This is a genomic window from Mesorhizobium sp. J8 (assembly GCF_016591715.1).
GTDB lineage: Bacteria > Pseudomonadota > Alphaproteobacteria > Rhizobiales > Rhizobiaceae > Mesorhizobium.
On sequence record NZ_AP024109.1, the window covers coordinates 6,001,160 to 6,013,459 of the forward strand.

At 65.4% G+C, this 12,300-nt stretch carries 11 protein-coding genes; 6 read left to right on the top strand and 5 right to left on the bottom strand.

Annotated elements, in window-relative coordinates:
* Nucleotides 1–52 precede the first annotated feature (52 nt).
* The 3 genes from MJ8_RS28655 (at nt 53) to MJ8_RS28665 (ending at nt 2,831) form a co-directional block, all read left to right on the top strand.
* Nucleotides 53–802, top strand: coding sequence for an electron transfer flavoprotein subunit beta/FixA family protein (locus MJ8_RS28655; RefSeq protein WP_041000394.1), 750 nt, complete (start codon nt 53–55; stop codon nt 800–802).
* Between the two features lie 23 nt (nt 803–825).
* Nucleotides 826–1,755 carry an electron transfer flavoprotein subunit alpha/FixB family protein gene (locus MJ8_RS28660; RefSeq protein WP_201411936.1) on the top strand — a complete coding sequence of 310 codons (930 nt, stop codon included), beginning with the start codon at nt 826–828 and terminating at the stop codon, nt 1,753–1,755.
* 197 nt (nt 1,756–1,952) lie between these two features.
* Complete coding sequence (locus MJ8_RS28665; protein WP_201411937.1) at nt 1,953–2,831, top strand: 3-hydroxybutyryl-CoA dehydrogenase; 879 nt, start codon at nt 1,953–1,955, stop codon at nt 2,829–2,831.
* Nucleotides 2,832–2,983: 152 nt separating this feature from the next.
* Here MJ8_RS28665 and MJ8_RS28670 read toward each other — a convergent pair whose 3' ends face one another.
* The 3 genes from MJ8_RS28670 to MJ8_RS28680 form a co-directional block, all read right to left on the bottom strand.
* Entirely contained in the window at nt 2,984–4,948 is a 1,965-nt protein-coding gene (locus MJ8_RS28670) for a PAS domain S-box protein (RefSeq protein ID WP_225248066.1), read from the bottom strand.
* Nucleotides 4,949–5,113: 165 nt separating this feature from the next.
* Complete coding sequence (locus tag MJ8_RS28675; protein WP_201411938.1) at nt 5,114–5,752, bottom strand: NrsF family protein; 639 nt, start codon at nt 5,750–5,752, stop codon at nt 5,114–5,116.
* Nucleotides 5,753–5,756: 4 nt separating this feature from the next.
* Nucleotides 5,757–6,290 carry a sigma-70 family RNA polymerase sigma factor gene (locus MJ8_RS28680; RefSeq protein ID WP_201411939.1) on the bottom strand — a complete coding sequence of 178 codons (534 nt, stop codon included), beginning with the start codon at nt 6,288–6,290 and terminating at the stop codon, nt 5,757–5,759.
* 207 nt (nt 6,291–6,497) lie between these two features.
* Here MJ8_RS28680 and MJ8_RS28685 point away from each other — a divergent pair, with 207 nt between their 5' ends.
* The 3 genes from MJ8_RS28685 to MJ8_RS28695 all read left to right on the top strand — a co-directional run bounded on the left by MJ8_RS28685 (nt 6,498) and on the right by MJ8_RS28695 (nt 10,331).
* Nucleotides 6,498–7,502: an iron ABC transporter substrate-binding protein gene (locus tag MJ8_RS28685; RefSeq protein WP_201411940.1), complete on the top strand. Its 1,005-nt coding sequence runs from the start codon at nt 6,498–6,500 to the stop codon at nt 7,500–7,502.
* Between the two features lie 175 nt (nt 7,503–7,677).
* Entirely contained in the window at nt 7,678–9,252 is a 1,575-nt protein-coding gene (locus MJ8_RS28690) for an ABC transporter permease (RefSeq protein ID WP_201411941.1), read from the top strand.
* Nucleotides 9,249–10,331, top strand: a complete 1,083-nt coding sequence (locus MJ8_RS28695) for an ABC transporter ATP-binding protein (protein WP_201411942.1) — start codon at nt 9,249–9,251, stop codon at nt 10,329–10,331. Before MJ8_RS28690 ends, MJ8_RS28695 begins: the two co-directional genes overlap by 4 nt.
* A gap of 14 nt (nt 10,332–10,345) precedes the next feature.
* Here MJ8_RS28695 and MJ8_RS28700 read toward each other — a convergent pair whose 3' ends face one another.
* Both MJ8_RS28700 and ugpC read right to left on the bottom strand, forming a co-directional pair.
* Nucleotides 10,346–11,143 carry a phosphodiesterase gene (locus MJ8_RS28700; protein ID WP_201411943.1) on the bottom strand — a complete coding sequence of 266 codons (798 nt, stop codon included), beginning with the start codon at nt 11,141–11,143 and terminating at the stop codon, nt 10,346–10,348.
* Between the two features lie 45 nt (nt 11,144–11,188).
* On the bottom strand, nt 11,189–12,289 hold the full coding sequence (gene ugpC, locus MJ8_RS28705) for a sn-glycerol-3-phosphate ABC transporter ATP-binding protein UgpC (protein ID WP_201411944.1): 1,101 nt from the start codon (nt 12,287–12,289) through the stop codon (nt 11,189–11,191).
* Nucleotides 12,290–12,300 lie beyond the last annotated feature (11 nt).

The following is a 12,300-nucleotide window of genomic DNA, read 5'->3' on the forward strand; positions in this document are numbered from 1 at the left end:
AGGGCGCACGCTGCTATAGCGCCCCGACTATCTCAGGAGAGGTGACAGGAAAATGAAGATCCTTGTGCCCGTGAAGCGGGTTGTGGACGCCAACGTCAAGGTCCGGGTGAAAGCCGACGGACTGGGCGTCGAGCTTGCCAACGTCAAGATGGCGATGAACCCGTTCGACGAGATCGCGGTCGAGGAAGCGATCCGCATCAAGGAAGCCGGCAAAGCGGAAGAGATCATCGTGGTGTCGATCGGCCCGCAGCAGGCGCAGGAGACACTGCGCACCGCGCTCGCCATGGGCGCCGACCGCGCCATCCTGGTCAAGACCGACGAGCAGACCGAACCGCTCGGCGTCGCCAAGGTCCTGAAGGGCGTGGTCGAGGCCGAGAAGCCGGGCCTCGTCATCCTCGGCAAGCAGGCGATCGACGACGATTCGAACCAGACCGGCCAGATGCTGGCGGCGCTTCTGGGCTGGGCCCAAGGCACCTTCGCCTCCAAGGTGGAGCTGGCCGGCGACAAGGCCAAGGTGACGCGCGAAGTCGACGGCGGCCTGCAGACCGTGGAACTGAAGATGCCGGCGATCGTCACCGCCGACCTTCGCCTCAACCAGCCGCGTTATGCCTCGCTGCCCAACATCATGAAGGCGAAGAAGAAGCCGCTCGACGAGAAAAGCCCGGCCGACTACGGCGCCGACGTGAAGCCGCGCCTCAAAGTGATCAAGACCGAGGAGCCGGGTGGCCGCAAGGCGGGCGTCAAGGTCAAGAGCGTGGCCGAGCTGGTCGAGAAGCTGAAGAACGAAGCCGGCGTGCTCTAAGCGGTCAGGAAAGGACAAAGAAAATGGCAATTCTCCTCATCGCCGAACACGACAACGCAAGCCTTTCCGACCAGACCGCGAAGGCGCTGTCGGCGGCTCTCCAGATCGGCTCGGATGTCGACGTGCTGGTGGCCGGCAAGGGCGCCAAGGGCGCGGCCGACGCCGCCGCCAAGCTGAAAGGCGTCCGTAAGGTGCTGCTCGCCGAAGCCGACGAGCTCGCCGAGCGCCTCGCCGAGCCGACGGCGGCTCTCGTGGTCTCGCTTGCAGGCGGCTACGACACGATCATCGCGCCCGCGACCTCCGCCGGCAAGAACATCGCCCCGCGCGTCGCCGCCCTGCTCGACGTCGCGCAGGTGTCCGAGATCATAGAAGTGGTCTCGCCGGATACGTTCAAGCGGCCGATCTATGCCGGCAACGCCATCCAGACCGTGCAGTCGACCGACGCCAAGAAGGTCATCACCGTGCGCACCGCTTCTTTCTCGGCCGCGCCCGAGGGCGGTTCCGCTTCGGTCGAGACGGTCGGCGCAGCCGCCAATCCCGCCCTGTCGTCTTTCGTCGAGAACAAGCTTTCCGAGAACGACCGTCCGGAGCTGACCTCGGCCAAGATCATCATCTCGGGCGGCCGCGCGCTCGGCTCCTCGGAGAAGTTCCAGGAAGTCATCCTGCCGGTCGCCGACAAGCTCGGCGCCGCGGTCGGCGCAAGCCGAGCCGCAGTCGACGCCGGCTATGCGCCGAACGACTGGCAGGTCGGCCAGACCGGCAAGGTGGTCGCGCCCGACCTTTACATCGCCGTCGGCATCTCCGGCGCTATCCAGCATCTGGCCGGCATGAAGGACTCGAAGGTCATCGTCGCCATCAACAAGGACGAGGAAGCGCCCATTTTCCAGGTTGCCGACTACGGCCTGGTCGGCGATCTCTTCGTCATCCTGCCGGAGCTGCAAAAGGCGCTTTGACGCCGCCAGTTCTGGCATATTAAAATCCGAAGGGTGGGGTAGACGAAGTCGCCCCGCCCTTTTAGTTTGCGCTGCACAAAAAGCAGGCCGCCAAGGTCTGAGCCATTCCGGCGGTTTGCGCCGGAGTTGCTAGGAACAAACAAGCAGGAGCGTTCATGCTTCAACGAAGCGGAATTGCTCCGGACGGGATCGGGGTCATGAGCAAGATCGAGACGATCGGCATTGTCGGCGCGGGTCAGATGGGTGGCGGTATCGCCCACGTCTCAGCGCTGGCTGGCTACAAGGTCCTGATCCACGACATATCGGCCGACCGCATCGAGAAGGGCATCGCCACCATCAGCGGCAACATGGCCCGGCAGGTAGGCTCCGGCAAGCTCGAGGAAAAGGCGCGCAACGAAGCGATGGCGCGCATCTCCGCCGCCCCGGCCATGGCCGACCTTGCCGCTGCCGACCTCGTGATCGAAGCGGCGACCGAGGACGAGACGGTCAAGCGCAAGATCTACGCGCAGCTCTGCCCGCAGCTCAATCCGGAAGCGATTCTCGCCACCAACACCTCGTCGATCTCGATCACCCGGCTCGCCGCCCAGACCGACCGCCCCGAGCGCTTCATCGGCATCCACTTCATGAACCCGGTGCCGGTGATGAAGCTGGTCGAGCTGGTGCGCGGCATCGCCACGGAGGATCAGACCTTCGAGACGGCCAAGACCTATGTGAACCACCTCGACAAGACGATCACCGTCTCGGAGGATTTCCCGGCCTTCATCGTCAACCGCATCCTCTTGCCGATGATCAACGAGGCGATCTACACGCTCTATGAGGGCGTTGGCACGGTCGATGCCATCGATACCGCCATGCGGCTCGGGGCCAACCATCCGATGGGACCGTTGCAGCTCGCCGATTTCATCGGCCTCGACACCTGCCTGTCGATCATGCAGGTTCTGCATGAGGGCCTGTCGGATTCGAAATATCGCCCCTGCCCGCTGTTGGTGAAATATGTCGAGGCCGGCTGGCTCGGCCGCAAGACCAGCCGCGGCTTCTACGACTATCGCGGCGACCATCCGGTGCCGACGCGCTGATCGTTCCGATTTAAAGCGCGTCGCCTGAATCCGGTTCGGCGCGACGCGCTTTAGAGCATGTCTGCCGAAGTGGGAACGGTTTCGGGATAAAGACATGCGCAAAGTCAAAAACCTAAAGCGCATGGAGCGAATCTGAAAGATCGCGACGCGCTTTAGCTCGCCGCTGCGAGCGGCAAAGGCGTCATGCCGTCTTTCGAAACGTCGTCGTCGGGCGCGGCGGAAACGCAGCCGCGGCCGGCCGCCTTGGCGGCATAGCAGGCGGCGTCGGCCCGGGCGATGATCTCGTCGACCTCGCCGCAGCCGGCGCGGATCGGCGCGAGCCCGATGCTGGCGCCGATCGGATGCGGGCGCCCGTCCCAGCTGAAGTTGAGATTGCGGATGGCATCGATGATCGAGCGAGCCGCGATCGCTCCGCGCTCCCCGGCGCCCGATTTGAGAAGGACGGCGAACTCGTCGCCGCCGAGCCGCGCGACGATGTCTTCCGGGCCAAGCACATCGAGAAGGGCGGCGGCCACGCGCTTGAGCAGCGCATCACCCGCGGCATGGCCGCCGGTGTCGTTGACCGCCTTGAAGTGGTCGAGGTCGACGAACATGAACTGATGCTCGCCGCCATTGAGGCGGCACTGGTCGACGAGCTCCTCCATGGTGCGGATGAAGCTCGAACGGTTGGCGAGCCCGGTCAACGTGTCATGGGCGGCGGCATGGGCCAGCTGGCGCTGCAGAGCGCGCGCGTCGGTGAAATCCTGGAAGACGATGACCAGGCCGCAGAACTCCTCGCGGTCGTTCATGATCGGCGACACCACCTGGCGGATGCTGCAGCGCGTGTCGTCGCGCCGCACCAGGACCGCGCGCGTGTTCTGGTCGCAATGCGGCCGCTCGTTCGCCGAAGGACGCGAAAGCTCGATTCTGCGCCCGCTCTCCTCATCGACCGCCCAATAGACATGGCTGAGCAACTTTCCCAGCCCGTCGGCGACATCGACGCCGGTGAGCTTCTCCGCGGTCGGATTCATGAAGGTGATGCGGTTGGCGGCATCGGTGCAGATCACCGCGTCGCCGATCGACTGCAGCGTCACCCGGAGCCTCTCCTTCTCGTCGGCCAGCATCGCCGCGGAAACCTTGAGCCGTTCTTCGGCCTGCTTACGCTCCGTGATATCGGTCAGGCTGCCGATGGCCCGGATCAGCCGCCCTTCGCCGTCGCGTTCGATCGCCTTGCCGCGATCGAGGATCCAAACCCAGTGGCCGTCCCTGTGTCGCATGCGGAACTCGGCCTCGAAGAACGGCGTCTCGCCGGCAAGATGCGCGCGATCGGCCTCGGCGACAACTTCGCGATCGTCCGGGTGGATCATCGTCAGCCAGCGGCCGGGGTCGCCGTCCAGCTCCCCGTCGTCGTAACCGAGCATCTTCACCCAGGTTTCGGAGTAGGTCGTGCCGCCCTTGCGCATGTCGAGGCTCCACATGCCTTGCCCGGCGCTGGTCAGCGCGAAGTTCCAGCGCGTCTCCGCCTCGGCAATGCGCGCCTCGGCCTGCTTGCGCGCATCGATGTCCTCGATCTGCGACACCAGATAAAGTGGGCGGCCTGTCTCCTCTTCGCGGATGACCGAGCCGGCAAGCTGCGCCCACACCGGAGTACCGTCCTTGCGCAGATACCGCTTCTCGAAATGGAAGGAGTGGATCTTGCCTTCCTTCAGGCTCATCATCGTCTCGCGGCCGATCTGCAGATCGTCGGGATGGGTGATCTGGAAGAAAGTCAGCGCCTCGATCTCCGAGCGTGTGTAGCCGAGCATATCGGCGAAGGCGGGATTGGCCTGAACGATGCGCCCGTCGAGGCTGACAATGGCGACGCCGATCGCCGAATCTTCCATGGCGCGCCGAAAGCGCTGCTCGCTTTCGGCAATCTGCCGACCGTCATCGACGATCCTGCGAATGAACAATCCCGAGAAAAACAGCGTCACGGCCGTGATGGCCACGGATATCTGAAGGCAGACCTTCAGCGCCTCTTCACCGAGTTCCAGCGCCGGCAGCAGGACCGATGCGGCCAGGGCAGCCAGTCCCCCGGCCATGAAGGCGAGGACGGCACGCTTGCCGGCCCGCGGACCTTTCCAATTCAACCACGCCACGATGCGATCCCACCCAACACGCAACTGCACGTCGCCAAAACCCTGGCGGATCGATTTTAAGGAATGGTTGCGTGGGCGGCGGCGATCGCTCCGCTAACCGGCAAACAATTGCCGGCATGATTAAGGTACTGTTGCCAAAACTGTACCGAAGGATCGGTGGGGTGCCTACCAGCGCACGAACAGTCGCCCGCCAATGGCGCCGAGCAGCGTAAGGAAGGCGATGGCGATCGTATACCAGGTGGCGACGAAAAGCGGCGAATCGTCGAAGCAATGCGCGGCATAGAAGGTTGCCGCGAGCCCGCCCGCGAGCAGCCCGGCCACCGCGCCCGCAAGCACCGGCCGCGTCGGCGCGCCGTAGCGCAGCATGCCGAGGAAGACCGCCAGCGGACCGATGCCGATAAGCGGGATGAAGCTCATGCAGATCATCATGTTCGAGCCGACAAGCCGCTTGCCCCAATCGGCCTGAGGCACGACGAAGAGTTCCAGAACCACCGCCAGCACGACCAGAAGCGGCGCGGCGAGCATCCACGCCATCCTCCGACTGGTCGAAGCGCCCGGCACCGACAGCGCGCGGACCAGCGCGAAGGCGCTGGCCGCGAGCACCAGCGTGAACACGAATTTCGACATGAAGCGCATCGTGTGCATGGCGGGCATGATGTCGGGGCGTGGCCCGATGGTCGCAAAGAAGACCGCGGCCGCGATCGCCACCGCCACGCCGACCGCCAGCCACCAGGCCTTGCCCATCGGCATCGCCCTGTCGCGGGCATCGGCGTCGAGCGCTTTGATGAGATCCTCTGTCCTCATGTCACTATCGTCCAAACCTTTTGGCGATCGCGGCGAGGCCGCGATGCAGCGACACGCGCACCGCCGTCTCGCTGATGCCGAGCTTTACCGCCGTCTCGCCGATCGAATGGCCGTCGACCGAGATCGACGACACCACCGAGCGCTGCGCCGGCGGCAGCCCGTCGAGCGCCCGGTTGATGTCGCGCTCGCTCACCGTTTCCGCTTCCGGCTCGGCGAAGGTTTCGGCGATCTCGTCGATCTCGACCTCGATGCGCCGTCCGCGCCGGCGGAACGCGTCGATCAGCTTGAAGCGGGCGATCGCATAGACCCAGGGCAGCACCGGCGCGTCAGGCCGCCATGTGTGGCGTTTGACATGAATGGCCAGCAAGGTTTCCTGCACGACATCCTCGGGATCGACCCCGCCCTGAACGATCTTGCGCCGGACAAAGCCGCGAACGAGGACGGCAATCCGGTGCAGAAAGTCGGCATAAGCCCTTTCGTCGCCCGCGATCGCGGCCCTGAGCAGCCGGGAAAGCTCGGCCTCGTCCTTGCCGGTCACAAGAGTTTACCCCCGTAAGTTCGCGTCTCGGCCCTGGTTTGTTACGTGGCCGGCGAAATAATGTCCAAGCCAAACTGCCGGTAAAATCACGAAAGTTTGCGGCAGGGCGACCGATTGAAGCAGGACCACAATGTTGACTATGATAATCAGGTATTGATAGGTGCAGCCGTGCCTGAACCCTTGTCTCCAGTTTTGAGGACGATGCCCATGAAAATTGCCCTTTCCACGCTTGCCGGCGCCGCATTGGCGCTCGGCCTGATCGCCGGCCCGGCCATGGCCGAGGATCAAGGCATCATCGTCTACAATGCCCAGCATGAGAGCCTCGCCAAGGAATGGGCGAAAGGTTTCACCAAGGAAACCGGCATCAAGGTAACGTTGCGCAATGGCGGCGACAGCGACTTCTCCAACCAGATCGTCGCCGAAGGCGCGGCCTCGCCGGCCGACGTCTTCCTGACCGAGAACTCGCCGGCCATGGCGCTGGTCGAGGCGGCGGGCCTGTTTGCGCCGGTCGACCCCGAGACCCTCGCCCAGGTTCCGCAGGAATACCAGCCTTCGAGCGGAAAGTGGGTCGGCGTCGCCGCCCGCAGCACCGTCTTCGCCTATAACAAGGACAAGCTCAAGGAAGACCAGTTGCCGAAGTCGCTGCTCGATCTCGCCGATCCGAACTGGAAGGGCCGCTGGGCCGCCTCGCCGTCGGGCGCCGACTTCCAGGCTATCGTCAGCGCACTGCTGCAGATCAAGGGCGAGGCCGCCACCGCCGACTGGCTGAAGGCGATGAAGGATAACTTCACAGCCTACAAGGGCAACTCGACGGTGATGAAGGCGGTCAATGCGGGCGAGATCGATGGCGGCGTGATCTACCACTATTATTATTTCGGTGATCAGGCCAAGACCGGCGAGAACAGCAAGAATGTCGCCCTGCATTATTTCAAGAACCAGGACCCGGGCGCCTTCGTTTCAGTCTCCGGCGGCGGCGTGCTGGCCTCGAGCAAGCATCCCAAGGAGGCCCAGGCCTTCCTGAAGTGGGTGACCGGCAAGGGCGGTCAGGACGTGCTGAAGACCGGGACCTCTTATGAATATGCGGTCGGCAAGGATGCCCAGTCCAACCCGAAGCTGGTGCCGCTGGCCGATCTGCAGGCGCCGAAAGTCGATCCGGCGACGCTGAATTCCAAGAAGGTCATCGACCTGATGACGCAAGCCGGCTTGCTTTAGTTCGCGTTCGTCCTAAAAGGGCGAACGACCGTGCTCCCGCGGCAATTCGCCTTCCGCGGGAGCGTTTTTGTTTGGAGATCGCCTCGTCGATGACAGTCGACTGCGCTTCGTCCCGCCTGAGTGGCACATCGGACCGCTTCCGCCGGCCGGCAGAAGCGAGCCGGCGGCGCGCCTGATGCAGTCGGTGATCGACATGACCCCGGCAAGACTGCCGGTGGGCGGGATGAAGAAGCGCCGGTCCGCGTCGTGGATCACGCTCGCCGCGGCCTTCGTCTCACTCATCGCACTGCTGCCGCTCGGCTTCATCGTCTGGGTCGCGATCCAAACCGGCCGGGACACGGTGGTGGCGCTGATCTTCCGCCCACGCGTCGGCGAATTGCTGGTCAACACCACGCTCCTCGTCGCCGCCGCCGTGCCGATCGCCATCGTGCTGTCGGTGGCGCTGGCCTGGCTGACGGAGCGCAGCGACCTGCCGGGCAACCGCTGGTGGTCCTGGCTGTCGGTCGCGCCGCTGGCCATCCCCGCTTTCGTGCACTCCTACGCATGGATCAGCTTCGTTCCGGGCCTGCACGGGCTGTGGGCCGGCGTGCTGGTCTCCGTCATCGCCTATTTCCCGTTCCTCTATCTGCCGATCGCGGCCGCGCTGCGCCGGCTCGATCCGGCGCTGGAAGATGCCGCCGCGGCGCTTGGCCTTGGCCCGTGGCGGGTTTTCGCGCGCGTCGTGCTGCCGCAGCTGAGGCTCGCCATCTGCGGCGGCTCGCTGCTGGTCGGCCTGCATCTCTTGGCCGAATACGGCCTCTATGTCTTCATCCGTTTCGACACCTTCACCACCGCGATCGTCGACCAGTTCCAGTCGACCTTCAACGGTCCGGCCGCCAACATGCTGGCCGCCGTGCTGGTGGTCTGCTGTCTTTTCCTGCTCGCCCTCGAGGTGATGATCCGCGGCGAGGAACGCTATGCCCGCGTCGGTTCCGGCGCCGCGCGCAAGCAACAGCGTGCCCGCCTCGGTCGCGCCACCTTGCCCTGCCTGCTTTTGCCGGCCGGCGTCGCGCTGCTGTCGCTCGGCGTGCCCTTCGTCACGGTGGGCCGCTGGCTGATTGCCGGGGGCACCGAAGTCTGGCGATGGGACGAGATCGGCCTGGCCCTCGGCCAGACGCTGTTCCTCGCCATTGCCGGCGCGGTGCTCGCGACAATTGCCGCCATGCCGATGGCCTGGATCTCGATCCGCGCCCCGGGGCCGCTGCAGCGCTTGCTCGAGAGCTGCAATTACATCGTCGGCGCCCTTCCGGGCGTCGTCACCGCGCTGGCGCTGGTCACGATCACCGTGCGCGTCGCGCTGCCGCTCTACCAGACGCTCTTCACCATCCTGTTCGGCTACGCGCTGATGTTCCTGCCGCGCGCGCTGGTCAGCCTGCGCGCCTCGATCGCGCAGGCGCCGGTGGAGCTGGAGCGCGCCGCTTCCAGCCTCGGCCGGTCGCCGGTCAAGGCGCTGTGGTCGACCACGGTTCGCCTGTCGGCGCCGGGCGCGGCCGCCGGCATGGCCATGGTGGCCCTCGGCATCACCAACGAGCTCACCGCTACCCAGATGCTGGCGCCCAACGGCACCCGCACGCTGGCGATGGCCTTCTGGTCCTATAGCGGCGAGATTGACTACGCCTCCGCCGCCCCTTACGCGCTGATCATGGTGGCGATGTCGCTGCCAATGACCTGGTGGCTCTACATCCAGTCGAAGCGGATGGCCGGACGATGAGCTTTCTCGAACTCAGCGGCGTCGCGAAGAGCTACGGCCCGGTGACGGCGCTTGCAGGTGTCGACCTGACTGTCGAAAGCGGCAGCCGCACCGCGATCGTCGGGCCGTCCGGCTGCGGCAAGACCACCTTGCTCAGGCTGATCGCCGGTTTCGAGGCGCCGGACCGCGGCCGTATCGCGCTCGACGGCAAGGTGCTGGCCAATGGCGGCGACGCCGTGCCGGCGCATCGCCGCGGCATCGGCGTGGTCGCCCAGGATGGCGCCCTCTTCCCGCATCTCAGCATCGCCGACAATATCGGTTTCGGCATCGCGCGGAATGCCGACAGACGAGCGGAGCATATCGTCGAGCTCGCCTACATCGTCGGATTGGACAAGGCGGTCCTGAAGCGCCGGCCACACGAATTGTCCGGCGGCCAGCAGCAGCGCGTCGCGCTTGCCCGCGCCATGGCGATGAAGCCGAGGCTGATGCTGCTCGACGAGCCGTTCTCGGCCCTCGATACCGGCTTGCGCGCTTCGATGCGCAAGGCAGTTGCCGAGCTTCTGGAAGAGGCGGGCATCACCACCATCCTGGTCACCCACGACCAGGCCGAGGCGCTGTCCTTCGCCAGCCAGGTGGCGGTGATGCGCGACGGCCTGTTTTCGCAGGTCGGCACGCCGCGCGAGCTCTATTTTAAGCCCCGGGACAGGATGGTCGCGGAGTTCCTGGGCGACGCCATCATCGTGCCCGCCAGGATCGCCGACGGCTTTGCCGAGTCGCGGCTCGGACGCATCGCCGTCGACACGAAGGAACGGCGCGATGTCGCGCGCATCATGCTGCGGCCCGAGCAAATCCTGCTCAAGCTCACCTCGCGCGAAGGCATGTCGGGCACGCCCGACATGCTGTTCGGCGAAGTGACGGACTGCGAATTCGCGGGCTCGGTCTGCACCGTCGCGGTGCGTCTGCTCAACAGCCCGGATCCGCCCGACGCGGCCGCGATCGGCAACACGCCGCTCATCCTGCGCAGGACGGGCATGGACGCGCCGGCGATCGGCGAGATCGTGCGCTTGACCGTCACCGGCAAGGCGCATGTCTTTGCCTGAATGCTAGCGTGCCATCAGCGAACTCGTTCGCCCGTCGCCGGCGACCATAGCGGCCATTGCTCCAGGAAATCGTGGCTGTGGATGACGACGCGCGCGCCGTCGATCAGGATGATCGAATAGGCCGGCGGCGCTTGCTCGACCATCTCGTCGCCGACAAGGTCGAGCATGAAGCGGGCATGAAGGCCGCGCTGAACCGAGAACGGAATGCCGGCGACGGTTCCGGCGATGTCACGGTGGACATGGCCGAAGAAGATGTAGCGGACATTGCCGTGGCGGGTCAGAACATCGATGAGCCGCTGCGGCTCTTCGAGGCCGAGCGGGTCGAGCAGCGTGAGTCCGAGCTCGACCGGCGGATGGTGCAGGAAGATATAGGCCGCCTTGCCCGCCGCCTCGGCGAGCCTGGCATCGAGCCAGCCGAGCCGGCTGTCGCACAACTCGCCGGTGACGCGGCCTTCCGCCAGGCTGTCGAGGAAAATGAGCCGCCCTTCCGGCGTGTCGAAAACCGACTGCGCGAAGCCGTTGTCGTCGGTTCCATTTTCCGGGAAGGCGGCGATGAGATTGGCGCGCCGGTCGTGGTTTCCGGGCAGCAGCCGGTAGGGCACGGTGAGCCGGCTCAGCGCGGCCTTCAGGTCGGCGTAGCTCTCGGCCTCGCCGTCATCGGTCAGGTCGCCCGTGAAGATGCAGAGCGTCGCATCGCTGTGACGTTGATTGATATGATCGATGCATCGATCGAGGCGCTCGTTCAAGTTTGCGCCATAGCGCATCTCGCGCCGACGACCGAGATGGACGTCGGAGACCTGGATTATCTTCATGCGTGAACCCTCAATCAGCTCTTTCGAAATCGCGGGGAGTTTCGCCTACAGCGCCGGTTCCGGCACCGAAGCCTTGAACACGTCAAGCCTGCCGCCTGTCTCCGAGGAGAAGAAGTGCAGGTCCGCTTCGGCGAACTGCAGCCCGACCGTGCTGCCCGGTTCGGGATGGACAATCTCGGACGTCACGACGGAGAACGGCGCGCCGTCGAGATCGACATAGATGACGCGGCCCGCGCCCAATTCCTCGATCAGGTCGACTGTTGCCGCGAGCGCTCCGGGCGTGCCCGGCGCCACCATGCGCACCGCCTCCGGCCGGATGCCGACCGCGACCTTCGAGCCCACGGCAAGACCCGTGCGCGACACGTTGAGCTTGCGGCTGTCGCCGAGCAGCGACAGCCCGTCGAGCGTGACGGTGCCTTCGAGCATGTTCATCGCCGGCGCGCCGACGAAGGTCGCCACGAAGCGGCTTGCCGGCCGGCTGTAGACTTCGGCCGGCGTGCCGACCTGCTCGACGCGGCCGCCATTCATCACCACCAGCCGGTCGGCCAGCGTCATCGCCTCGACCTGGTCATGCGTGACGAAGACCGAGGTGGCGCTGAGGCGCCGGTGCAGCTTGCGGATCTCCGAGCGCATCTGCACGCGCAGCTTGGCGTCGAGATTGGAGAGCGGCTCGTCGAAGAGGAACACCTTGGGTTCGCGGATCATGGCGCGGCCCATCGCGACACGCTGGCGCTGGCCGCCGGAGAGCGCCATCGGCTTGCGATCGAGCAGATGCTCCAGTTCAAGGACGCGGGCCACCGCCTGGATGCGCTCAGCGCGTTCGGCCGCGGGAACGCCGGCCACTTTCAGCGAATAGCCGATGTTCTGCGCCACGCTCATATGCGGGTAGAGCGCGTAGTTCTGGAACACCATGGCGCAGCCGCGCTCGCGCGGCTCGAGCTTGTTGACCACCTTGCCGTCGATCGCGATCGTGCCGTCGGAAATCTCTTCCAGTCCCGCGATCATCCTGAGCAGCGTTGACTTGCCGCAGCCGGACGGCCCCAGGATGACGACGAATTCGCCCGAGGCGAAATCGAGGTCGACGCCGTGCACGACCTGTGTCCTGGCATAGTTCTTCTTGACGCCGCGGATGGTGATGGAGGCCATTTTATCGTCTC